Source organism: Mesorhizobium sp. WSM1386, assembly GCF_055901595.1.
The window spans coordinates 6007822-6030920 of sequence record NZ_CM148373.1 but is presented as its reverse complement, the minus strand read 5'-3'; the positions used below and the strand labels follow the sequence as shown (position 1 = coordinate 6030920).

The following is a 23099-nucleotide window of genomic DNA, read 5'->3' as shown; positions in this document are numbered from 1 at the left end:
CCCTACCCGCGCTTGGTTCGGAGGTAGAACAGGATTCCTGAAGCATAGCCGGCGATTTCATGCCAAAGGAACCGATCTTCGGGAATCCTGCGTCCAAGCAGCCTTCTGCGAACTCTGCCGAGGTACCAAAGCGGCTTCCATCTGAAAGCCTGTTTTAAATTCGCCTTGACGCCAGTTCGTTCATGCTGGACGAGCAATGCGGCCGCGTGACCGCGCATGTAGAAGTAGATTTGCTTAGCCAGACCGTCCATCGTCCGCCTGTGGAAATGGAACGCGACGGAGGTTGGCTGGTAAAGGCAGTCATATCCGTTGGCGAGCAACCGATACCAATATTCGGAGTCGCCTGAACATCCAGCCTGGCCGACGTCGAGGCGTTCGTCAAACAATCCCGCGCGGTCAAACACCTCGCGTCGAAAGGCCATGCTGGCACCGGCGCCGATTTTCCAGGCCGGGAACACGTCGTGCTTGCTGGCAGCAAAGTCGGCCGCGCGGAAAAATTGAGGCCTGTAGCCTTGCCCGAAGCTCCAGAACGTCTCGAAATAACGCTGGGCTTCGGTGGCAATTTCGGCGGGCAGTACAAGGCCCGTCACTGCGCCGATCGAAGGTCTGTCGAATGCCGTGATCAACTGCTCAAGCCATTGCGGATGAAGCAAGACGTCGTCGTCGGTGTAGGCGATGATTTCCGAGGATGCGCGCTTAGCGCCCCGATTGCGGGCAATATCCAAGCCAGGTCGATCCTCGCGGACGTATATTGCGCCGGCAGCGAGTGCTACCTCGCGCGTTTGGCTGCCTGTCGATGCGTTGTCGACCACGATGACTTCTGCCGGCGGGACGCTTTGCTGTGGAAGCGAGGAGAGGCAACGCCGCAACTCATCCGGCCTGTCGCGTGTGCATATGATCACGCTGGCGTTCGGTAGGTCCGGAAACGGTGGAGCTGGTCTTCGGTCAGGCGAGGCCGCGATTGGGGCGGCGCGGCATTCACCGTCGCTCCCTCTAAGCAGATGCCCGACTGGAAACCCGCCGCGCCACAGCACGATCATGCCAGAATCGCAATCCTTGGGAGCAGCTTCAGTGTCTAAATCCACGTGCCGGATACCTGAGCAGCCATCCGGGCCAAACAGCTTGTGCAGTTCTGGTTTCAACAAATTTGCGCGCCGATTCGGCGTGACGGACATCTTCACCAGCTCATTTCGCCATAGAGGGGCCGAAATTCGTTCTTGTCGTTCCGCATTCGTCTCACGCATATCTTGAGCCATTGAGGAACCAGTCGGGCCCTGCAATACTCTTCGAGCATATTGGGCATGCGAGAGATCGCAACGCCCGGTTCCATCATAAAGAACCTCCTCAGCAGCTCGCCGGCTGCGAAAAATCGTCCCTCAATCAAAGCTCGTGTAGCAAGCCAATGAATCATGTCGAAGAAATGGGCGTCGAAATCGCTCGCGAATGACGGATATTTTTCACGAAATTCGGCAAGGACGATTTCGCAGGAACGAAGCATTTGCATGACATCGCTCGACATATTGACGTTCGTCATCCGGTAACCGACAAGGTACTGAGGCACGAGGCGAAATTCGTAATTTTCCGCTATCCTTAGGCACATTAGAAGATCCTCGCAGCCTTGTGCGTTCCTGGCTCGCAAGGACGGATCGAATTGTCCCACCCGCTCGAATGCGGAGCGACGTAAGAGCATCGAACTTCCGTTGCCGACCAGGTTTTGTCTGCACATGCGCTGGAGAACGTGACCTTCGGCGTCAGGCTGATGGCGCAGCGAGAATACCCGGCCATCCTGGTCGATATGCGCAAACCAGCAATATGCCAAGCCCGCCGAGGAGCCACCTTCCCGCAAGGCGCGCAATTGCAGTGCGATTTTCGCGGGAGCCCAAAGATCATCTGCGTCGACAAACGCCAGAAACTCCGCGTCCGTGGAAGCCGCGCCGCGGTTGCGAGCGTGCGCAACGCCGCCATTCGACTGCCCTATGAGGCGTATACGTCGATCTTTCTCGGCATAGGAGGCTACAATTGATGGGGACTCGTCCGTCGAACCATCGTCCACCACGATAATGTCCAACGCCTGGTAGGTCTGCTGGCAGATGCTGGTCAGGGTGGAGCGAATGGTTCGCTCGGCATTGAACATAGGGACTATGACGCCAACCGTGGCTTTGTCCTGGATCATCGGCGACTTCGTTTTCTCCCCCTGGAACGGTAAAAACGGCTGTGCTGCCATGCTGTCAGTGCTGCTCTTCAATGATCGGCGAATTCGCGGCGAAAATTACTCGGGCGTTCCCAGCCGCCTCACCAGGAATTGCGATCGCGACAAAATCATGTCGAAATCCAAGAAGCAGGCGCGAGGTCCATCGCGCTCAATCGCTGTTTCATTAGCTTTTCCTGATTAATCCAGTCAACCCACAGGCTCGGATCGGCGACTCCTGATCGTGACGCTGTTCGGTCGGACCCTGTGAGGGCAGGGCCGGGGAGTCGAGCGGCACTGCCGGACGCCGGGGAACTATCGCTTCTGGTTCATTGGAGACGGCAAGCCACTCGCGGCTTCGTCAGCGCCTAGTCCAGCCATGCATGGCGAGTTCTTCCGGATGTTCGTCCAATCATCGCAATTCATGCAAAGAAGAACGTTACCGCGTGGGGTAGGTCCATGCAAATCAATAACGCAAGATCTCACGCCCTAGCCAGGCCTAGTGTGCACAGGCGGATTATTTAACTTCCGTTCAAAACTGCTTCCTTCTGGAATTTCAAGACAGAGCCTTGCTGGATCAGGGAACGCTGGATGATATTTGCCGATCTTGTTCATGCTGACCCGAAATTGAAGACTTACCGGCGACCTTATTGCAGAATGGTGAGATGGGTGACTCAAGCGGGCTCATATGATATATATGAGCTGTTGCTAAATTAGCGATGCCATTTCGTGCTGACTTTGGCAAGGAGCACGCGGAACGTACACTGCAAGCCAACGGGATTGGGCCAAAACCGGCTCCGGGATGTTGAGGTGATGAATATGGCTGTTGCCGAAGCTTTTGTGCGAACTGAGTTACTCAATGACGCTGGCCATCGCGCACGACCGGTTTTCACCTCAAGGGGGAGATACTCAAGGGGGAGACAGATGACAGATGACGCCGATGCAACGTTGGCGCGGGCACTTACGCAAGAGTTCCTGGTCGCATGTGAATTGCCGTCTTCGATCGAGTCCTACGAGCTCTTCGCGAAGAAGGTCATCGCGGCTGCACGGGTGCGGGATGAAAGATGGGAAGATATTTCATCTGCGCCCAAGGACGGAACCAGGATTCTCGTGCTTTGCCCCCATGCGCGCATCTTTTCGGATATTCATATCGACTGGTGGTCGGATGGCCCCGGCAAGCCGCGCTGGGCGCAGTCAAGCCCGAACGAGCAACCGAAGTTCTGGCGTGAAATCCCAGCCGGGCCGGGGCAAAGTCACGACCTGCCCGTAGGAAAACGCGACCGCCGTCGCTGATTGTGGGCTGCTACAGATCCTCCCGACGTTTCTCGTAAGATCCGGCGCGAGTTCCACAATGGTAAGGAGGCCATCGTCCTCGTTCCCGCCGGCCGCAACCCTCGCCCGACGATATCAGCCACGAGAGGCTGCAACTGGCTTGCGTTTTGGGCCTGTAGCTCGGCGTCACCGACGCAATGGGTCGCACGGTCGAGCTGCGACGTGGCCCACTTGGTGTCTCCGAAGACGTTGGCTGAGACTGGGGATGATGACACTGGTGCGCTCGTAAGCTTGCTCAGCAGAGATAGAAGAGCATCGCGCCACCTGGCGCGCTGAATGGCAGCTATCCAGCTCATTGAGGATGATTGGAATAGACCAGCCGGTTACCGATGTGCCCGCACGCTCCTCGAGGCACACCCGCAATGGCTAAGCCGTTTGTGTATCAAAGCCACGTGAGCGTCGCGACCGTGGGTATCATCGCGCCGGATAGCCGTATCCAGTTCAGCCAGATCATGCAGTGGAGGCTGCCACCTTCCAGTTGATCGACCATGCAGGCATATCGAAGGCGTGGTCTCAATGATCGTGTAGGACACGGCGAGGCCGCTGTAAGGATGTCCCGAAACGGAGCAACCGCGTTTGGCACCGCAATTGCTTGTTCTGAAAGACAAGCGGGATACTTCCTACATGATCGAAAGTGATCCTAAGGTTGGCTGCAATCGATGCAAAGTGCCCCTTACTGGTGTCACTGGGTCTCAAGGGTCCGACCTGTTAGCTTGCCCCAGTTGCGGCCTCTCGGACACTTACGACAATGTCATGCTTGAACTTGATCAGCGCACCGCGGAAGCACTTTCTCGTGCGCTCTGCCAACCCGTCCCGCCAAAGGCGTATCGTTTCGCACTGCTATTTCGGGCAGGGACGAGATAGGCTCAACACAAATATCGACCTCAGAATTGTGCGGTGACAACTGATGATTGGGGGTCGACACGGCCGGCTGAAGACGAACGAACTCCGTAAGTTCGTGGCTACACAAACCGACCGAGGTTTGTCGAGCCAACAGTTTTCGGCACGAATAGGCCTCGGCGATGGGTGAGACGCCGAGGCCTATGGACATGAACGAATCACATGGCATGTCCGCAGTAACGATGCGCTTGAATTCTCCAACAAATGATAAACCGGCATGCAACCTGAACTGGCGGCAAGGGGAGGATCTCGGCTCGGGTATGCGCTTGATATCATCTGGCATCCGCTTGGTCGGCGCCTCTTCAGTGGCGCAGCCTTACTGCCAAGCCGATGCAGAATGCTATGTCGGAGCCAGCCTCTCGCAGGATGAGTTCATACGCGTGGTCGATGCCTTGATCGTTCGCCGGTAGACGTCAAGTTCCAACAACTCTCTGACCGGCAACGGTATTGCCATAGCCCCCATTGCCATAGCCCCCAAGGCGCAGTGCCCCTGGTGAGCGTACAGTCCGGCACTACGGTCAGTCCATTCCACAACTTGGATGATGCAGGCATGCAAAGGGACTAGCCCCGTCGTCCCAAGGTTTGATCTATTCAAATTCCCAAGCGATTCACCACCGAACGGTTTTGCACCCCAGGTCCACGGATTGTGCGTCCTCACCCGTATAGGCAAAACCTCAGTTGTGAATACGTGAGCAAGAGAGTTGTTGCGGGCTCTGTCGTGACTGACCGTTCCTCGCAATTAGACAACCGCCATGACCCCGGCACCACCCGTAGCAGCCTCAATGACAGCGTCATCGACGGCTGGGTGTCGTGTTGGGCTTAACAGCTCGCAAGGCCTCTATGCCGAATCCGGCAGCAACGACAAGGCAGAGGGTCAGGAGCCCAATTGCGATGATATGCGAACCCGAACAGCAAGCCAAAGGCCACAAAAGCGGCTATTCGCGCGGGTTCCGGTCCAAAGCCTGACACAGGCGGCATCCCGATCGGAACAATCGTCACGACGACCATGGCAACAAAGGTTAGCCACGCGGCAGTCCGGCAGAACGCCATTACGGGAAGGTCCGCACGTCCCGTTTCAGGTGCGGCCAAACTGCTGGCCACGTGAAGGGTCGCAACCCCAGACGGTTCAAATCCGCGGCAGCTTTTGTTGGCAACGATCAATGCTGCGGGATCCTTCGCAGGATCAGTTCCCCAAAGGCCAACCGCGCGCGACGTCTGCCTGGTGTCGAGAGGTCAGTTGGAGTTCCGGCCTGTCAATGAGCTACAGCTAACTTGGTAGGCGCCGTATGCTGTGTCGGGCTCTTGAATAGGACTAATATGGTTCAAATTCTGACAGCGGCGTGCGCTGTACGCCCGGAGAGAGATTGAAGATGGGAAAAAGGAAGTCACGCACCAGGCCGGGCGGCGACCTGCCCGTTGTGCAGGGCAACAGGCCCAAGGCGATAGCACTTGCCGCCTTGCATCTGAGCGAAGCGCTGTTGCTTGAACTGGAAGCATCCGAGATACTCACGGCCAGAGAAATCAGGGGGGTGCTGAAGGACGCCGCAACGACGCTGCGGAATGCTGCAACGCAAGTGGACAACCGAAGTTGCATGGTGGCGAGTGAGATGGTCGAGGCCATCCGAGAAAGTTTCAAGAAAAGCAAAGCCTGATCCGCGCCCGACGGGCGCTGTTCGCCAGATTGCCTCCGGCCAACGTAAACCCGACGTCGCTTCCTATTCCAACAGGCGTAGCTAATATAGGCTACTCATCTGCTCGAGCCTGATATACACTAACCCGGGTTGTCAAAAGGAGGGGTTGGTGGGGTTCAATGGTATCTGCATCGCATCCATTTTTGACCGGGAACGAAAACCGTCCCTCATCGACCCGACTTGACGATGATGACAAGGATTACGTCAAAGCGCTCGGCTTCGCGCTGAGGCGGTATCCGGCTGAAACGGCAATCGTTGATCAAGGGCAGCACGCTGCTCGTGTCTTTATAATCGAGTCTGGCTGGGGATGCATATCGCACAATCTGGCCGGCGGTCAGCGTCAGATCCTGGATTTTGCATTGAAGGGCGACGTCGTCCTGCCACACTCTTTCCCAGGAACTGCTCCGGAGACGTTTGTCGCACAGACCGATCTTGCGGTATTCGAGGCATCAACCAAGACGTTTGCGCTTGCAACCGCCAAATCGCCTCGCATAGCTTCCCTATTTCTTGAAACTCTGGTCCATCAGCGGGCGCTTGTCGCCCAACATCTGACAAATGTTGGTCGGCGCAGTGCGTTGACGCGCACCGCACACCTGCTGCTCGAACTGAGGACGCGCTTGGAGCGCGTGGGTGGTGTCGCCCGCAATGGCTATTCTTGCCCGCTTACCCAGTACGACCTCGCCGACGCGCTAGGGCTGACGCCTATCCACGTCAATCGCATGTTGCGAGAATTGCGTGAACGCAAGCTTCTGGAGTTCCGTCAGGGCCATGTCCGGATCCTGGATAGAGAGCGCATCGCCAAGTTTGCAGGCTTCGATGACAGGTATATCGACAGCTGACGCATGTCCTCCATCTGCATCCCCGAGACGGTCCATTTCGGCCACCGCGGCGGTCTATGTGGCCCAGTGCGTCGCGTTTCGCAACCCAAATAGCACGAGCCTTTGCCGAGGTTATGCAGGGATACCGGGGCGATCTTCCTCTCGCCAAATGAACTCATTTTTTTTACGCTTCTTTAACTTACATTAGTGAGAGCGTACAGTTTCGCTGATAGCCTGCATACGTTGGACGCGTGGCGATGGCGGGGGCCTGGGAACGCACAGTCTGTTATCTTTGACGCGAACAGAAAATCGTTTGCACTATTTCGCTTGTCTCGAAATCCCCGTCTCGCGCCGGTCTCGAACTTGGGTGTTGTTTACGGGTGAGTGGCATGATTACGGCAATTCAAACAGGCACCAAACCGATCCGTGGGCTGGAACTCGTCGGTCAAAAAGGCGGGGCAGGGGCAATACGTCTTCACGGAAAGGCGACTGCCGAAGCCTGTCTGGTTCTGCTCGATGAACGTGTGCTTGACCGGCAATGCCTGGCGCAAAGCTTGACCACTTACCGTGTCGGGAAAGACATCCTGTCATTCGGATCGATCGATGAATGGCAGTCGTGCGAGAATAAGCCGCCAGTTTCGGCAGTTCTGCTAAACCTGGGAAGCCGCAAGGCCAGTGATGCAAAGACAGGTGACGCGATAGCTGACCTCGTCAAGAAGGCTCATCCCGCCCCAGTTGCGATCTTGGCTGACACTGACGAGTTGGAGCAGATTCTCAAGGCCCTGAGCTACGGCGCCAAAGCATATATCCCCTCATCCCTCCGCTTCGAAATTTGTGTCGAAGCCATAAACTTCGTCATCGCTGGCGGCACATTTGTTCCGGCAAGTAGCCTTGCAGGGCTGCACAAGACCAGTAAGGCTGATGTCGAAATGCCAAGATCTATGGCGAGCGTGTTTACCGAGCGGCAAGAGGACGTTGTCCAAGTTCTCAGACGCGGGAAGGCGAACAAGATAATCGCCCACGAGCTCAATCTTCGAGAAAGTACAGTTAAAGTTCATATCCGTAATATCATGAAGAAGTTGAAGGCAACCAACAGGACTGAGGCTGTCTACATGCTGAACGAGATGTTCCCCGGCGAGAATCATTCGTTACGAGCGAGTTGAAGCGCTCTTGCGTGTTTATCTAGATTGCCTTGTTTTGGAGAGAGTTCTCAGCGGCGACTCTCGCGAACTACGCTGGCGTAGGTTGTAACTACAGTTCACAAGCACTTCGAGATTTGCGTCGGCTCCGGCTGGCGCGCTTCTCAGAGGAAACCTTGTTGGAGATCTGTGTCGCGCCTGAGCGGGCTGCAAGCATAATGACTGGTCGAATTTCCTTTTTTGTTTTGAGTGGGGGAGTTGGTTTCGGGCTATGGCCGCTGTCTCGGGAGGACAACCCGAAGCAGCAACGCCGAGATTCCCATCCATCTGATAGCATCGGAGCGGAACGCAGACAGCGTCCGGTCTGACCTTGCCCGAATTGGCCTTTCTGGTGGATGTGCCATCTCCGAACCGATCGGACGCAACACAGCTGCTGCCGTCCCTACTGCGACGCTGCACACGATCGCTTGCCATGGCGAGGGGATTGTTCTCATCGCGCGATCTGATCATGCGATCTCCACCAGCCTGGAACTCTGAGAAACAATCGAGAAGGGCGTGCCAGCTGCGGAGGAAGGCAGCGTTGTTGTGTTTGGCCTGCGTCCAGTCGCCCTGAAGCTGGATTTGGCTATATCGAGGCCGGGGCGCCCGCAGCGTGAAATCGACATTCGCAATGTGCTTCGGTTCATCGAGAAACGCGAGCCCGAGGTGGCAAAAAGCTACATCGCCACCCGGCTTATTTTTCTGGAACACAGGCATCTTTCTGCACCGCGCGAGCACCATGCGCGAAGCCTTTCTTCGCCACCGTCCCCGAGATTTGGACTCGCGCTGAAAAAGCCCTGGATGCGGCGACGACAAACGACTCTGGTACCTATCTTCCGCTCAATCTCTATGCGTCAGACCCGGCGACTTCCATTGACTACGCCATTATGGAAAAAGTCAGCAATATCGCTTTGGTACCTGTAAGCTTCACTTGGAGCGACCTTGGCTCCGGGCAGTCATTGCTGGATTCAGGCATGACCGATGAGAGCGGAAATGTAGTGATCGGCGATGTCGTTGCCATAGACTGCGAGAATTCCTGTCTGCGCAGCCGCGGCAGATTGCTGTCGGCAATCGGGTTGAAGAACGTTGCCGTTGTCTCGACAGCCGATGCGAACTTCGTGGCCCCAGTAGCCGAAAGCCAGCATGTAAGGCGTGTTGTCGAGCGGCTTGGGAATGTTAGCTCCTCGAAACCAAGCTCACGCCTTCCCATAATCATGTTCTGCTGCCGGCGCCTGACGCGAGCGTGTTGCACACTTGCTTTCAATGAGCATCGCCGCACTGGTCGACCGTGGGAGTGAACGAACGCTACGGAGGCTTCCACAAGGCGCCGCGCCGCCTGGAGCCATTGAACGCCTTGCACCTGACAGTTCGGACCGCGGATCTAACTAATTGGCTCGCAACGGACCGTCATAGACCGTTACGGCGCAATCGATCTTGGCTGCGACCACGGGTCTGCGCTTGTCGTCATATACCTGGACAGCCAGCGCGCTCTTCACACCATCATGCCATTCGTCTTGCGCTATGGCCACGAGCATCCTGATCGCGTCGGCCTGCGCCTCGGCAATGCCACGGTATTCGGTACCTTCTGTGTCGGGCGAGCGTGTTTTGCCATCTTGGATGTCGAAAAAAAACACAGGCATTAATTATCTCAATCTTGTGAAACTGCGACGTCAAAAATACCGGTCGCGAAAGCGCTTAGGCTGTGCTGGCGCCATTTCTTAAGTCAATTTCTTGACACGGGACAGCAACCGCAGGTGGGAACCAAAACGGAGCTGTGCACAACTTGGTAGAAGTTCCATCACAAAATGTAACAAGGGCTACAATCCGTTACCTAGCGCGTCAGAACACACGCAAACCAATGTGACCTCGCGCTACGATCGGGCGATTCTCGGGGAGCCAATTCAGGCGGTATGAGTAAGAGCTGGGAGGCTTTTGTGCTAATGTCGCCGCTTGATCGCTATCTATTCAGCCATCTGGAGTTTTCCAGTCTTGACCCCCAGGATCGTCGGCGAAACCGAGGCCCTGATAAAGCCGTCCGGCTTCCGTGAATATGACGCCCGCTGGTGGTTTGGCCACCCCGGTTCGGCTATGCCGCCGGAGCTCAACCTGATCGGTGTCCAGGCGCTCGGCATGGGGCTTGGGACGCTGATCCGCCGTCTCGGCGCCGGCCCTGACATCGTCACCGGGCATGATTTCCGTTCCTATTCATTGTCGATCAAGCTGGCGCTGGTGTCCGGATTGATGGCCGCGGGCGCACGGGTGAGGGATATTGGCCTGGCGCTGTCGCCGATGGCCTATTTCGCCCAGTTCGCGCTGGAAACCCAGTCGGTGGCCATGGTCACCGCCTCGCACAACGAAAATGGCTGGACCGGCGTCAAGATGGGAGCGGCGCGGCCACTGACCTTCGGACCCGAGGAGATGAGCGCGCTGAAGGCGATCGTGCAGGCCGGAGATTTCGACCTTGTCGGCGGTGGTTCCTATGATTTCGTTCGCGATTTTCGCGCCACCTATCTCGACGACCTGACCAGGGACAAGCGTATCGCGCGAAAGCTGAAAGTGGTCGCCGCCTGCGGCAACGGCACCGCCGGCGCCTTTGCCCCGGAAGCGTTGCAGCGCATCGGCTGCGAGGTGATCCCGCTCGATACCGAACTCGACCACACCTTTCCACGCTACAACCCCAACCCCGAAGACATGCAGATGCTGCATGCCATAAGGGACAAGGTTCTGGAGACCGGCGCCGATGTTGGGCTGGGTTTTGACGGCGACGGCGACCGCTGCGGCGTCGTCGACAATGAAGGCAACGAGATTTTTGCCGACAAGGTCGGCGTGATGCTCGCGCGCGACATCTCCGGCCAGCACCCGGGCTCGACCTTCGTGGTCGACGTCAAGTCGACCGGGCTGGTCACGGCCATCGCCATCTGCCAGATGCTGGACCGCAACCCGGACAGCTCGATGGCCGACCTCTACCGTGCGCTGCCGCTGACCTTCGGCACGCCGACCATGTCGCCGCACTGCGCGGACGACGTGAAGTATGGCGTGGTCGAGCGGGTGGTCTCCGACTTTCAGGCGATGATGCGAGACGGCGCCGCTTTCGCCGGCCAGAAGATATCGGACCTGATCGCCGTCAACGGCGTGCGTGTCGTCGCCGAGGACGGCACCTGGGGGCTGGTGCGGGCGTCTTCGAACAAGCCTGAGCTCGTCGTGGTCGTCGAAAGCCCGGTCTCGTCGCAGCGTCGCCGCCAGATGTTCGAGGCCGTCGACGCCGTGCTGCGCCGCAGCCCCGAAGTCGGCGCCTACAACCAGACTTTCTAAGAGGCGGGGTCTTGCCATTCGGTCTGAAGGCAGACTGGACTGGGTCAACGACGAGAAGCCTATCCGAGAGGTGATCGTTTCGGTCTCGAGATCAATCGTGCCGCATCCGGCCCCATTACGCTCCCGTTTTTGCCCGAACTGGACAATCCGGTCGGCCGCCAAGAATTCCGTTACATGACGGAACGGTTCCCTCTGGCAGGGCGGCACTGCGCGCGAGACCGGTCGGCATCGGCCGCGCAAACTGGGATCTTCCGTGCACAAAACCGCTGTCCCTGTACATCATAGGTTAATGACACATAGTTCGACGCGCCGAATAACGTCGGATCAGCGGGCATGGAACGAGCTCCGCTGCTTGGGAGCGACCATCGCAATCTCGCGCACCAATGCAGGTGGTGCGCTGTGCAGACCTGGCCAGATGATCGGATGTCCATCCCACCCTTCCAGAGAGACAGATCCTCAATCAGCTATTGTGTGGGCTGGCCTCAAGCTCCCCAACGTGCAGACCGCATATGGCGGCGTCTGACATTCTCTCTAGGCGTTCATGATTAGCGGAACCTAATTTCTCACCATAGCTTGTCCCTGATGGACAACCATTCAGAGAAACTGGTGCCTAGCCCTCCACCGAAGTGGCAGAACCGGAGGGGGATAATGATCTCGGCTGCAGTCCTTGTGCTCGCGGTCTGTAGCCTAGGCGCCTGGTGGATCTTTGGATGAGCACACGCGGCATCAGTTTTCTGCACAAATGGATCGCTAATGAGGTGCCCGAGACAGCGCCTCCCGATGCAGTGTTTATCGCTGAACTCACACACAAGCTCTTCGCCGACGCGAAAGCAGTCGGCATCAAGAGGATAGAAATCGACGAAGATGTTGAAAGCCTTTACCGGGTATTCGTTGAAGCCATTGCACAATTGGGCGGCGGGGCGCCAGAGTAGGCGCCCGGCGAGGTATCGGGCGTCCCGATAGGCCCAGCGCCCTTCGCGGGACGCGGACCCCGGCGCCTGCACGAACTGTCGAGAGGTGCCGTGCTTTTGCGTCGCAAGCCATGCCATTCGGCGCTATTCGGCCCAACAGCGAACGTCAATCGCCCATGAGTTGATGTGATGGTCGAGCTCCGGTTGAAGCAGATCGCGCACTCGAACAGCGCTGGTGGTTGGCAACGCAGCGCTTCGATCTATCCGTCTGGGAAACGTTCCACAATGTGAATCCTTCGTGCTGTTGCCGCAATACTACAGCGCTGACGGCTCGCGTTGACTAAGTTGGTCCCGTGCAGGGTTCCTGGGTCGGGCGGACCATCCGGGAAGGGGCGCACATTCGAGGGAAGATAGCCCGTCGACTTCGGTGTCGGCGGGTTTTTCTTTTGCAACATCGACCAGGACGCTGGTCAGGTGGAGGGTCGCTCGTTCGCCGGGGAGCGTCGGGCCGGTTTGGTCTGTACTTGTGTGGGTCGTCGGAGTGCCTGGCTACCTCCGGCATCCACCAATCCGGCATTCGCAACTGGCGAGACAATATTCGAGACATGCAAGGATATTCTGCTGGCGATAGTAGGGTCGATCGCTTTCGGACAGACAGGATCGAGGCCGTTTATGTCGGTTTCGGCTCGAGCTCGCCATCCATTCTCCCGCGGCTCGCACACCCATAAGGATAATTGCGCGATCGCTAATATGCCTTTAATTTAAGCAGCGCGGGGAACATCCCAACCATTCCCGCCGTGGCCGGTGTGGATCGCCCCTAGCGCCCAACTGCACCGGCCATTCCCCTACCGCTGGGCAGCCCCCTTATCGGCAAGCCGATCCAGCAGCTAGCCAGAGGGGCAAAGTCGCACGAGATTGGACTGTGGAATTGCGATCACTGTCGGATTCAGAAAGCTGGCGCAGATCCAGCATGATCGGCCGCTCGGCCTCCCGGAAGGAAGGCTCAGAGCTTGCTTCATTGCTGCATCGCCGATCACACTATCGTGCAGGCCGCATTAGCCAAGTCCGTTCGCCTCCTGCAATCTGGGTGTTCTAGCCGACATCGGCGCGAAGAGCACTTGCGCCTTCGTAAAACGTTCTCCTGTCAGAGATGCGGTGAAGGCTCCACGATCATGAAGAGAACGGACGGATCAAGTTCGAATGACGATGCTCCACCGGGCGCCCTATGATCGGACCACCGTCGAACGTTTCCAGAAGAGCTTTCCCCGGGCCCGCTGGAGCCATCGGATGCGGTGGCGAGCCCGTCCATCGCAACGTTCTTGGATCCCAGTACGCTGACTTTCCAGACGACCCTGACTATGTCTGGGGTCGGTGGCGTCCCGCCGCCCTCGATGAGCTCATCAGGACCTGGCCTTCGCGAACCAAGACGGAGATTGGTGACGCGCTTTGGTGGCAGCCAACTCTTGATGACCTCAGGGTCGCACGAAGGGCGGCGCGTGGGTTGGAAAGACGGCGCCGTCGAGGGTGACCCTATTTGCCACCGTTCAGGGTCTTCTCGATCTGCCCCACCGACGCTATGACATCATCAAAGCTGGGCGCGGCGCCGAAAATCATCGCGGTCGTGTTGGCGTAGTCGCGCGCAAGCGCATCGACCATCTTGGTCGCGGGCTCGATCGCAAAGGTTCCGGCACTGCCGAGGCAAGAAAGTGTGCTTTCTCAAGCGGCTGGGCATTGGTCCGCGGCGCAGTATGCCTTGGAAGAACATGGCGTCCGCTGATGGCCGCCGAATCCAGGCTCGTCAACGCAGTCTTGGCTCCTAAAGCCAGTCTCGCTGTAGTCGCAGCCCCTTGAACGATCCGAGGCGGCCCGGCGCCTGTGGGTTTTGGGATGTGAACAGGAACCGGGCCTAACCGTCGGGCTGTTTGTGAGCACGGCGCCGTCGGCTCGATGATTTATGCGCCAATGCTAATATACCTCAAAGCTATCCGAATGAAGTATGAGAACAGCAATAGGGAGCAAGCAAAGGCGGATAAAGCTGTCACTTCGGTTGTCCATCACCGCCGTCTTCTCAATGAACGGCGCCAATTAGGTCTCGGAAAACTTCGGACCAGAAACGGAAATCAGCCGACCGACCGTCATAATGAGCTTCCAAAGCACAGTAGGCCACCGCGGTCTGGCTCCGGGCCATACAGTTCGATAGCGGCCTTCACTGCAGCGCTAGGATCGAGAAATCTGAGATCGTCAGCGCAGCGCGCTTGTCTGTCTGAAACATCAAACAATCCTTCCCATGGGCGCCTTCGACACCACACCTCGACGCTATCGCGCAACCTGAAGCTGGCGGAGGCGTCGGCTAGCCCGTGGAGGCGGTGATGGCCATGACGCACAGCCGTGGTCGGCCCGTCACTGCTTCCACGTGGCGGGCCACGGTCTGATGAATTTATGGGAACATTTCGGCAAAATTAAAATTGAAGGGTCTTCTGGTAGGAGGCCAAACTGTCCCAGCGAAGCGTCGACAAAGACCGATTGGAGCGCGCCGACCGCGAGGCAAAACTTGCTAACGCCGCCGAGAAGGAGGCACGAGATACAAAAACTGCGCGACTTCGTGAACAACGTCTTGCTGCCGAAGCTAAGGGTTCCAAAGCTTTGAAGAAACGTCGATCCAGGGGGCTAGACTAGATCGTTGGCGGTAAGGCACATCGCCAGGTCAGTTAAGGTCGGCCTTGGGTGAACCCCGGGTTAGGGTGGTTGCCGGTATCTGGATTCCACGGGGGCTTTACGTTGCGCTCTCGGTCCAGCTCGTCAGCTTTGACCGCTGCTCCTCGGAGATATCGGTGTCTGGCTTCAGAAAACGGCGGATGTAGTGGCGCAGGGTCTCTGCCCAAGCAGGAGAAAGACCAGCGTCGAGTTCTACTCATGGCCGCCAAAAAGCCCGTCACCTCGCGGAAACGAGCTTTCTGACTGGACGAAGGCAGGAGAGTGTCACACCGGCTTGCGGCTGCTTCGCACTTCCGTCCCGGCTGTTCTATTTAGCGTCGGGCGATCAGCAGGCAAAGTTGGCGCAAGTCGCGATCGTAGGTCCCTTGACTGCCCAGCACGTCCGCACAGCGTTTCTTCATTCGCGCCAGTTGCGCATCCGACAGGTCGGCTACGACGCTGACCAGTCTACGATTGCTGGGATTGGTGAGATCGCTCGGCGCCTCAGCCCGGATTGCGGTTGCCTATGCACAAAGTGGGATGCTAGATTCGGTTTTGGACAGGTTTGAAGCCATCGACCTCTGCCAAATGGCTTCTCAACCGGCGTGGGATTCCGCCGTCGACTAAAGCAGCCCAGTTTCCGGTCAGCCGTAAATCTGCTTCGGAACCGTCTCGCCCCTATCCAAAGCAGGCAGCGGGAAAGGTTTGACCTGTCCTCCAGTCTTGTCCAGATACTGCATCAACGCCGTCACCAGGTGGTAGAAGATGCTCGCAGGGACCTCCGTCGCCAGTGACCTTCCGCGCTCGTCAATCCGGTCGACCCACAAGCCAAGCGGTGCCGGATCAATATGCCATCGGAAGAGGCGGGCGACACGAGCTTCGATCTCGGGTTTCAGATCCGGTCCGCCAATGCCGTCCAGGGCGACGGCCGCCTTGATGGCCTCGCATTGCGGCCAACTGCGGGAGAGCCGGTCGAGGGGCAATCCCTGCCGCGATACCGCTGCATAGGCCAGACCCGTGGCCCGATTCAATCCGCTGGCGACCGCCGACGAGTAGAGTTTCCTTGCGTAGGCCGCCAAGTCTTTCTGCCCGCTCGCGCGGGCGAAATCGACGAGGAGGGAGGCCCATTCGAAATGGTGCCCCGGTTCGGTCCACTGTCCCTTGTCACCCGGCAATGGCAGCCAATCGACGTCGAAATGTTCCCCAAGCGTCCAGCTTTCCTGGTCGAAGAAATGGCACCGGAAGAGATCGATGACGCGTGCCGCTCGACGCAGATATGCACGGTCGCCGGTGACGTCGTGCCAGGCAAGGAAGGATTCTAGCATATGCATGTGCGGGTTCGAGAACCGCACCCCCTTCCAGCCCGGGGTCTCGAAGAAACCGTTCAGGCTGTCGTCTTCAAGATGGGCGTCGATGAATTGGAATGTCTCCTGGGCAAGCCGCAGGGCTTCCTGATGGCCGCATCGATGAGCATGGGCAAGCGCCAGGAGCACGCAGGAATGGTCGTACACGTCCTCGACCCGGTCAGCCACGCTGCCGTCCGCATTCAGCGTGCGCACCCAACCCCCGCGGTCGGTCCGGCCGTATTTCGCGATGAAGTCGATACCATGGTCGATCAGCTTGTCGGCAGGTCCGTCCCAGCCGCGTTCCTTGGCCACCGCGAAAGCGTAGATCTGGCGAGCCATCGTGCGCATGCGCTTGGGTTTGCCCAGTGGCCTTGCATCGAAACCAAGAGCCTCGTGGAAGCCACCGTGCACATCGTCGACACCTGCGGTGGACCACAGCGGCAGCGTCTCCTCGAAGAGCCAGTGCTCGACGCGCTTGCGCCATGAGCCGGAGACAATGACCTGGTCTTCCGACGCCGTGAACTTGGTCTCGAGGCGTCCGCTCTTCTCCAACTGTTCGACGACTTTCTTCACGTTCTGGCTGTGGCTGACTGGAGCGACGAATACCGCGTCCGGCGTCGCCACCACCGCCACATCCTTCATCCCGATGACGGTCAGCAGCCTGCCCAGGCTTCTGAGGTAGGAACTGCCGCAATCCATGGCGACGACGTCGCCCATGACGACGTTGCCGTCGCGGTCCGTCGGGCTGGCTTCGAGCAGCGATTGCCACGATCCGAGATCGTTCCAGCGGAAGGAGGCCGTAACCATCGCGATGCCGCGGGCGCGCTCCATGATTGCGTAGTCGATCGATGTCGAAGGGACAGCCGAGTAGAAGCCTTGGGGCAGGTAGATGCCTGAGACGTCAGTCCGGGCGGTCTTGTGGGCCCGTTCCACGCTTTCCCAGATGTCGGGTCGCAGGTCGAGGAATGCTTGCCGCATCGTGTTGGCCTGAAACAGAAAGATGCCGGCATTCCAGTAGAATCTTCCCGAAGACACATATTGGCCGGCTGTCTCAGCATCGGGTTTTTCGACAAAACGCGAAACGGCGGCAACCCCGCCACGGTTCACCGAAACCTCGATGTAACCGTACCCGGTTTCGGGATGTGTCGGCTTGATGCCGAACACTACAATGCTTCCTGCCTCGGCGGCAGGCGTGCCCGCCTCGACGGTTTCCCAGAATTGCGCTTCGGTTGATATCTGATGATCGGACGGGACCATCAGCACAAGCGCGTCGTCGCCATGCTCGCAGATCGTCTGCAAGGTGGCGATGGCCACCGCGGCGGCGGTATTGCGAGCTACGGGCTCGAAAATCGGTTTGCCGCCCTGGAGGCCGAGCGGACCGATGTCAGAGATAACGCGATCGGCGTGTCGTTCGGCAGCGATCAGGTAGATCGGCGTTTCAGCATGTGGCCGCGCCTTGAGGCGTCGGACGGTCTTGGCGAGCATGGAGCCGTCGCCCGAAAGGTCGTGGAATTGCTTGGGATTGTCTTCGCGTGAGAGCGGCCATAGCCGAGAGCCGACGCCCCCGCTCATGATAAAACTTACGATCCGGCCAGGCATGGTCCAGTTCCTCTCAGAATGTCCGATTGTAGACCCCGACTTCTGGATTGCGGCGCGGCACAGCATCGAGAGCCTCGAACATCTCGCGACCTCGGTCCGACGAGATGGGGTTTTTCACCACGACGACAATTTCCGGGTTGTCCGACGAGGCCCCGGCCAGGCCCCACGTGCCGTCCTGGGCAACCACACGCACTCCGTTCACTGTGACGAGATTGGGCAGCACCTGCGGTGCCGTTGCCGCAGGCAGCCACCACCCTCAGCTTTCGGCCGACGGTCTTTCCGGCAGTCAGGTTTTCGATATATCTCTCGCGAAATCCGGGCCCGAATTCATAGTTCCGCCCGCCGATGAGATCGAGATCGCCGTCCAGCACAAGCGCCTTCAAAGCTGTCATCTCCTCCGACCGAATGTCAGGGGCCTTTGCGCCCCCATCTTCACTGCGGTCCAGCCGTTCTCGTTGTGGGAGGCCGTCACCATGGCCGCCGACGGAAAGTTGAGTGCGATCCGGGCGAAGTAGGCTGTGGGAGGAAGGGCCAAACCGATGTCCTTGACGCGCGCGCTGGCCGTTATCAGGCCGGAGACCAGTGCCGTCGCAATGGCCATGGAATAACTGCGGAAGTCGTGTCCGGTGACGATGTCCGGGCCGACACCCATTCGGCGGATCAAGGTGCCGAGCCGACGCCGATCGCCTGCACGCCCATCAGGTTGAGTTCGGGTTCTTTGTCCGAGCCTGGATGCCCGAACCACCAGCGCGCGTCGTATTCCCGCAAGCCAGTGGCTTCGATGAGAGCACTGATTTCGAAGATGAAATGTGTTTGGAGTGGCTTGGCCGACTATGTTCACGGTCGCGGTTTCCGCTCTGCAATTGCGCGGAACAGTCGTAGCACGCCCCGCAGGTGGGCCCCTTGGCGAATTGGGGGTAGCCCTAACGTCCTGCTTCGGATCACTCATCCAATAGGAACACGCCCTGCGCTCTCGAGTTGACAACGGGAGGACGAAGGTTCGTCGGCTGGAAGCCGGCTTTTACCGCTCTCGGAGCGCTTCCTGCTTATATTTCGCCAGCGGCGAAAGAAAATAGCCGATGATACTGCGCGTACCAGTCTTGATCTCGACCGTCACCGCCATGCCGGGACTGAGCTTGACGAGTTTGTCATCAACCTGCATGTCCGTACGGTCAAGTGAAACCCGTGCGGCATATTCCAGTTCCTGACCTCTCGGCTCACTTTCGCTCTGCGATACGCCCGACGCGGGGTCATTCGATGCGCTCTGTTGCCTGTTGCGGGTTATGGCGTCCGATGACACGCTGAGCACTTCTCCATGAAGTAGCCCGTAGCGGGTGAAATTGAATGTATCGACCTTGATTTCAGTCTTCTGTCCCGGATGGACAAAACCGATATCTCGGTTGGAGAGCATGGCCTCGATCTCGAGATGACTCCCACTCGGAACCACCACGGCCAGTGCCTGAGCAGGCGTCACCACGCCCCCCACCGTATGAACGGCGAGTTGTTGCACGACGCCATCGACCGGCGCGGTCAATTGTTGGAGCTTTGTGAGCCGCTCCGCCTTGATCACCTCCTGCTCAGCGCTCGCAGCCCTCTGCTGGGCTTTGGCGAGTGCGTCATAGGTCGCGCGCCGATACTCCGCAGCGGTCCTTTCCCTCGTTTCCTTTAGCAGTGCGATGGCCGCATCGGCTTCGCGCAGGCGGCCCAGCTCAAGTTTGAGATCCTGCTGAAGGCCGACCAGCTCCTGATACTCGGAGAGATAGACGACCTTCGAAGAAAGTGCCTCGTCGAGGAGCTTCTTGCGAATGTCGACTCGCTCCTCAAGAACCGGTATCGTCGCCTGGAGCTTCGCTCCGCTTGCCAAGGTGGTCGATCGTTCCGCTTCCTTCTGATTTCGCTGGCGATCGATCTCGGCGAGCTTGGCGTCCTGTTCGGCAAGCTGACTGATCAGAAACTGACGATGCATCTCGATCTCCGCGGCGCTCGCCCTGTGCGGTGGCTGGAAAGCAGCAAGCGGGTCCTCCGCGAGCGCCGCGCGCAGCCGCGCGACGTCGAGTTCGGCTGAAAGGAGTTCGCTTTGCTGGCGCTCCTGGTCGGCTTCGGTCATGGTCGGATCAAGCTCGATCAGAACCTCGCCAGCCTTCACGTTCTGCCCATCGCGTACGTTGATAGCGCGCACAACGCCCGCTTCGAACGGCTGGAGCACCTTGGTGCGCCCGTCTGGCACGATCTTGCCCGTCGCGGTTGCCACGACATCGACGGTGCCCAGCGACGCCCACACCAGCGCGAAGCAGAAGACCGCGACGATACTCGCCGCGATCGCGCGCCCGATCGGCGACGGCGGCGTTTCGGTGATTTCGAGCGCCGCCGGCAGGAACGCGATTTCGTGCTCGCGGCGCCGAAGCTGGGCTCTGGGAAACTCGACGACATTTCGATTAGCGGACTTCATGGATGCCGGCTTGTAGATAGTGGAGGTTTGCGTAACGCCCGTTCGAGCGGATTAGGTCATCATGGGTACCGTCCTCGACGATACGGCCATGCTCGATCGTTATGATCCGGTTCGCGTGGCGCACGGTCGAGAGCCGATGAGCGATGACGAAGACGGTTCGGCCGGCAGAAATTCGTTTCATGTTCTGCTGAATGGCGCGCTCGCTTTCATAGTCCAGAGCGCTGGTCGCTTCATCGAGGATGAGGATGCGCGGATCGGTAATGAGTGCGCGAGCGATTGCGACGCGTTGGCGCTGCCCACCGGAAAGACTGCTGCCGCGTTCGCCCACGATGGTGTCATAGCCCTCAGGCAGCTCCAGGATGAAATCGTGAGCGCCGGCGAGCGTTGCCGCCGCAATGACGCGCTCCATGGGCATAGCCGGATCGGCGAGGGCGATGTTCTCGCGAATGGAGCGATTGAAGAGCACGTTATCCTGCAAGACAACGCCAATCTGGCGTCGAAGCCAGGTTAGATCGACCATGGCCAGGTCGACGCCATCGACCAGCACCCGCCCACTCTCCGGCACATAGAGCCGCTGTATCAGCTTGGCGACGGTGCTCTTGCCTGAGCCCGAGGAGCCCACGATGCCGATGACCTGACCGGGCTCGACGCTGAACGACACGTCGTGCAGTACCTCGGGGCCATCGATGCGGTAGCGGAAAGTCGCATGCTCGAACGTCACCCGCCCGCGGATCGTCGGCAGTGCGGCTCGGCCAGGATTGAAGCTTGGCTCGGGAATGGTGTTGAGTATGTCGCCGAGACGGTCGATCGACAGGCGGGCTTGATGGAAATCCTGCCAGATCTGCGCAAGCCGAAGCACCGGCGTGCTGACGCGCGCAGCCAGCATGTTGAATGCGACAAGCCCGCCGACGCTCAGCTCGCCGCCGATCACGAGCCTGGCACCGAAATAGAGGGTTGCGGCGACGACCAGCTTGTTGATCATCTGCACCGCTTGGCTCGCCGTATTGTTCAGGCTGAGCACGCGGAAGCTTGCTGTGACATAGGCTGCGAGCTGCTCCTCCCAGCGGCGCTGCATCTGCGGCTCGACCGCCATGGCCTTCAGCGTCTCGACGCCCGTGACCGTCTCGACCAGGAAAGCTTGGTTCTCCGAGCCGCGATCGAACTTCTCATCAAGGCGCCGGCGAAACAGCGGTGCAGCTCCCGCGGAAATGCAGATGTAGAATGGGAACGACGCCAGAACGATCAGAGTCAAGAACGTCGAGTAATAGAACATCACCGCAAGGAAAACGAAGGTGAAGACGAGATCGATGACAAGCGTGAGCGCCGAGCTCGTCAGGAACTGGCGGATATTCTCGAGCTCGCGGACGCGTGCGACTGAATCCCCGACGCGGCGTGTCTGGAAATATGCGATCGGCAACGCCATCAAGTGACGAAACAGCCGGGCGCCGAGCTCGACGTCGATGCGGTTCGTCGTATGCGCGAACAGATAGACACGCAGCGTGCCGAGAATAGCTTCGAAAACGGTCAGCGCGACCAGACCAGTGACCAGAACGTCGAGCGTGCTCATGCTTCGATGCACAAGCACCTTGTCGATGACCACCTGGAAGAACAGCGGTGTGATGACGGCAAATATCTGAAGGAAGAACGATGCGATCAGCACCTCGCCGAGAAGATAGCGATACTTGTGGACCGCGCCGAGAAACCAGCTGATATCGAATCGGCGAGAGAGATCCGTCAGGGCCGCGCGCCGTGTCATCAGGATGATGTCGCCGTCCCAGATGGCCTCGAGTTCCTCCTGCGTCAATGCATAGGGTTGCGGTGACGATGGGCGCTGAACGATGAGTTTGTCGTCGAGGATTTTGCCAAGGATCAGGAATCCACCGTCCCGTAGCACGGCTATCCCCGGCAGCGGAGTAACCGCGAGCCGATCCCAGTTCGTCCTCTGTACCTTAGCCTTGAGCCCGAAATCCTTTGCACAGCGCAGGATTTCGGTGACACCTGCGCGCGCCGCGCCCATCCGATGGCGAATTTGGCCCGGATCGGCCGCGATACCATGGCAATGTAGCAATATCGCCAGGGCAAGTAGGCCTGAGTCGCCATTCTCAGAATCGTTGCTTGCCGCCTGAGGCGCCGGATCGCGTCGATCGGCGACCCGCGCACGCATCAATGTATCGCGAGCGCGCATCAAGGCATTGCCTGCACCTTGCGCCAGGTCACGCCCGCGGGCACCGATTTTGACGAATGCATGAACGATCCGATTTGCAACAGTCGGTCCAACCAAGATCAAACGGCCATCCCAGATTGCTTCGAATTCAGCGCGCGCGATCTGCTTCGGACGGGACCAGGTTGGATCAAGCACAATCGCTGCCTTGTCGTTGACCTTTCCAAGGAGCAGAAACCCGCCATTCCGCAGCGACGCGATGCCGGGGAGCCGGACATTCCCAAGTCGCTTCCAGTTTGTCTTGCGCGAGCCGACCTTCAGCCCGAGCCCACGGGCGCAGCGAATCATCGCACGGACGCCGATCGCATCGCCGCTACCGCAGCGATCGCGGATCTGATCGGGCTTAGCGTCTACGCCATGAAGGCGCAGGAACAGAGCCAGGGCTCGAACTTCAAGGTCTGCGGCGTTGGCATTCTCGTTTTGCATCGCCATTCTGGCTTAACCCTCCGCGGATACACGT

Annotated in this window: 17 protein-coding genes and 1 pseudogene; 8 read left to right on the top strand and 10 right to left on the bottom strand. The window is 58.8% G+C overall.

Annotated features, from left to right (window positions below; translation table 11 throughout):
* Positions 1-2 precede the first annotated feature (2 nt).
* Complete coding sequence (locus tag AC0NIH_RS29535) at positions 3-1175, bottom strand: glycosyltransferase family 2 protein (RefSeq protein ID WP_474025274.1); 1173 nt, start codon at positions 1173-1175, stop codon at positions 3-5.
* A gap of 2 nt (positions 1176-1177) precedes the next feature.
* Entirely contained in the window at positions 1178-2224 is a 1047-nt protein-coding gene (locus AC0NIH_RS29530) for a glycosyltransferase family 2 protein (protein ID WP_474025092.1), read from the bottom strand.
* 888 nt (positions 2225-3112) lie between these two features.
* Here AC0NIH_RS29530 and AC0NIH_RS29525 point away from each other — a divergent pair.
* The 5 genes from AC0NIH_RS29525 to AC0NIH_RS29505 all read left to right on the top strand — a co-directional run bounded on the left by AC0NIH_RS29525 (position 3113) and on the right by AC0NIH_RS29505 (position 8092).
* Positions 3113-3481, top strand: a complete 369-nt coding sequence (locus tag AC0NIH_RS29525; RefSeq protein WP_023776715.1) for a hypothetical protein — start codon at positions 3113-3115, stop codon at positions 3479-3481.
* Between the two features lie 1082 nt (positions 3482-4563).
* Positions 4564-4830, top strand: a complete 267-nt coding sequence (locus tag AC0NIH_RS29520) for a hypothetical protein (protein ID WP_474025091.1) — start codon at positions 4564-4566, stop codon at positions 4828-4830.
* 954 nt (positions 4831-5784) lie between these two features.
* Complete coding sequence (locus AC0NIH_RS29515) at positions 5785-6072, top strand: hypothetical protein (RefSeq protein WP_023776717.1); 288 nt, start codon at positions 5785-5787, stop codon at positions 6070-6072.
* A gap of 158 nt (positions 6073-6230) precedes the next feature.
* Positions 6231-6950: a Crp/Fnr family transcriptional regulator gene (locus AC0NIH_RS29510; protein WP_023776718.1), complete on the top strand. Its 720-nt coding sequence runs from the start codon at positions 6231-6233 to the stop codon at positions 6948-6950.
* A 368-nt stretch (positions 6951-7318) separates the two neighbouring features.
* Positions 7319-8092: a response regulator transcription factor gene (locus tag AC0NIH_RS29505; protein ID WP_023769453.1), complete on the top strand. Its 774-nt coding sequence runs from the start codon at positions 7319-7321 to the stop codon at positions 8090-8092.
* A 983-nt stretch (positions 8093-9075) separates the two neighbouring features.
* Here the strand turns inward: AC0NIH_RS29505 and AC0NIH_RS29500 are convergent.
* Positions 9076-9252 carry a hypothetical protein gene (locus AC0NIH_RS29500; protein WP_473469761.1) on the bottom strand — a complete coding sequence of 59 codons (177 nt, stop codon included), beginning with the start codon at positions 9250-9252 and terminating at the stop codon, positions 9076-9078.
* On the opposite strand from AC0NIH_RS29500, the gene AC0NIH_RS29495 reads away from it, so the two are divergent.
* On the top strand, positions 9169-9405 hold the full coding sequence (locus AC0NIH_RS29495) for a hypothetical protein (protein ID WP_473469759.1): 237 nt from the start codon (positions 9169-9171) through the stop codon (positions 9403-9405). The genes AC0NIH_RS29500 and AC0NIH_RS29495 overlap by 84 nt on opposite strands.
* 87 nt (positions 9406-9492) lie before the next feature.
* Here the strand turns inward: AC0NIH_RS29495 and AC0NIH_RS29490 are convergent, their stop codons facing one another.
* Positions 9493-9747 (bottom strand): DUF6894 family protein, encoded by a 255-nt coding sequence (locus tag AC0NIH_RS29490; protein WP_473469756.1) that lies wholly within the window; start codon positions 9745-9747, stop codon positions 9493-9495.
* Between the two features lie 349 nt (positions 9748-10096).
* Between AC0NIH_RS29490 and AC0NIH_RS29485 the strand changes: the two genes are divergently transcribed.
* A complete protein-coding gene (locus tag AC0NIH_RS29485) occupies positions 10097-11419 on the top strand; it encodes a phosphohexomutase domain-containing protein (RefSeq protein WP_474025090.1) in 1323 nt (440 codons plus the stop codon).
* Positions 11420-12129: 710 nt separating this feature from the next.
* The gene (locus tag AC0NIH_RS29480; protein WP_473469088.1) at positions 12130-12351 is read left to right on the top strand and encodes a hypothetical protein; all 222 of its coding nucleotides are present in this window, start codon (positions 12130-12132) and stop codon (positions 12349-12351) included.
* Positions 12352-13860: 1509 nt separating this feature from the next.
* Here the strand turns inward: AC0NIH_RS29480 and AC0NIH_RS29475 are convergent.
* The 6 genes and pseudogenes from AC0NIH_RS29475 to AC0NIH_RS29450 all read right to left on the bottom strand — a co-directional run bounded on the left by AC0NIH_RS29475 (position 13861) and on the right by AC0NIH_RS29450 (position 23071).
* Positions 13861-13986, bottom strand: coding sequence for a hypothetical protein (locus AC0NIH_RS29475; protein ID WP_023767916.1), 126 nt, complete (start codon positions 13984-13986; stop codon positions 13861-13863).
* Between the two features lie 1682 nt (positions 13987-15668).
* Positions 15669-17969 carry an AGE family epimerase/isomerase gene (locus AC0NIH_RS29470; RefSeq protein WP_473469129.1) on the bottom strand — a complete coding sequence of 767 codons (2301 nt, stop codon included), beginning with the start codon at positions 17967-17969 and terminating at the stop codon, positions 15669-15671.
* Between the two features lie 13 nt (positions 17970-17982).
* Positions 17983-18192, bottom strand: coding sequence for a hypothetical protein (locus AC0NIH_RS29465; RefSeq protein WP_473469132.1), 210 nt, complete (start codon positions 18190-18192; stop codon positions 17983-17985).
* A pseudogene (locus tag AC0NIH_RS29460) lies at positions 18155-18810 on the bottom strand (phosphohexomutase domain-containing protein); the annotation flags it as partial. The pseudogene AC0NIH_RS29460 and the gene AC0NIH_RS29465, both read right to left, overlap by 38 nt.
* 180 nt (positions 18811-18990) lie before the next feature.
* Positions 18991-20418 (bottom strand): HlyD family type I secretion periplasmic adaptor subunit, encoded by a 1428-nt coding sequence (locus AC0NIH_RS29455; protein ID WP_473469091.1) that lies wholly within the window; start codon positions 20416-20418, stop codon positions 18991-18993.
* Complete coding sequence (locus tag AC0NIH_RS29450; protein WP_473469093.1) at positions 20405-23071, bottom strand: type I secretion system permease/ATPase; 2667 nt, start codon at positions 23069-23071, stop codon at positions 20405-20407. The genes AC0NIH_RS29455 and AC0NIH_RS29450 overlap by 14 nt, the downstream gene beginning before the upstream one ends.
* Between the last annotated feature and the right edge of the window lie 28 nt (positions 23072-23099).

What these genes read in the sequence shown, in the direction of transcription:
- AC0NIH_RS29535 (WP_474025274.1), bottom strand. Translation starts at nt 1,175, where the DNA reads ATGTCCGTCACGCCGAATCGGCGCGCAAATTTGTTGAAACCAGAACTG.
- AC0NIH_RS29530 (WP_474025092.1), bottom strand. Translation starts at nt 2,224, where the DNA reads ATGGCAGCACAGCCGTTTTTACCGTTCCAGGGGGAGAAAACGAAGTCG.
- AC0NIH_RS29525 (WP_023776715.1), top strand. Translation starts at nt 3,113, where the DNA reads ATGACAGATGACGCCGATGCAACGTTGGCGCGGGCACTTACGCAAGAG.
- AC0NIH_RS29520 (WP_474025091.1), top strand. Translation starts at nt 4,564, where the DNA reads ATGGACATGAACGAATCACATGGCATGTCCGCAGTAACGATGCGCTTG.
- AC0NIH_RS29510 (WP_023776718.1), top strand. Translation starts at nt 6,231, where the DNA reads ATGGTATCTGCATCGCATCCATTTTTGACCGGGAACGAAAACCGTCCC.
- AC0NIH_RS29505 (WP_023769453.1), top strand. Translation starts at nt 7,319, where the DNA reads ATGATTACGGCAATTCAAACAGGCACCAAACCGATCCGTGGGCTGGAA.
- AC0NIH_RS29500 (WP_473469761.1), bottom strand. Translation starts at nt 9,252, where the DNA reads ATGCTGGCTTTCGGCTACTGGGGCCACGAAGTTCGCATCGGCTGTCGA.
- AC0NIH_RS29490 (WP_473469756.1), bottom strand. Translation starts at nt 9,747, where the DNA reads ATGCCTGTGTTTTTTTTCGACATCCAAGATGGCAAAACACGCTCGCCC.
- AC0NIH_RS29480 (WP_473469088.1), top strand. Translation starts at nt 12,130, where the DNA reads ATGAGCACACGCGGCATCAGTTTTCTGCACAAATGGATCGCTAATGAG.
- AC0NIH_RS29475 (WP_023767916.1), bottom strand. Translation starts at nt 13,986, where the DNA reads ATGGTCGATGCGCTTGCGCGCGACTACGCCAACACGACCGCGATGATT.
- AC0NIH_RS29470 (WP_473469129.1), bottom strand. Translation starts at nt 17,969, where the DNA reads ATGCCTGGCCGGATCGTAAGTTTTATCATGAGCGGGGGCGTCGGCTCT.
- AC0NIH_RS29455 (WP_473469091.1), bottom strand. Translation starts at nt 20,418, where the DNA reads ATGAAGTCCGCTAATCGAAATGTCGTCGAGTTTCCCAGAGCCCAGCTT.
- AC0NIH_RS29450 (WP_473469093.1), bottom strand. Translation starts at nt 23,071, where the DNA reads ATGGCGATGCAAAACGAGAATGCCAACGCCGCAGACCTTGAAGTTCGA.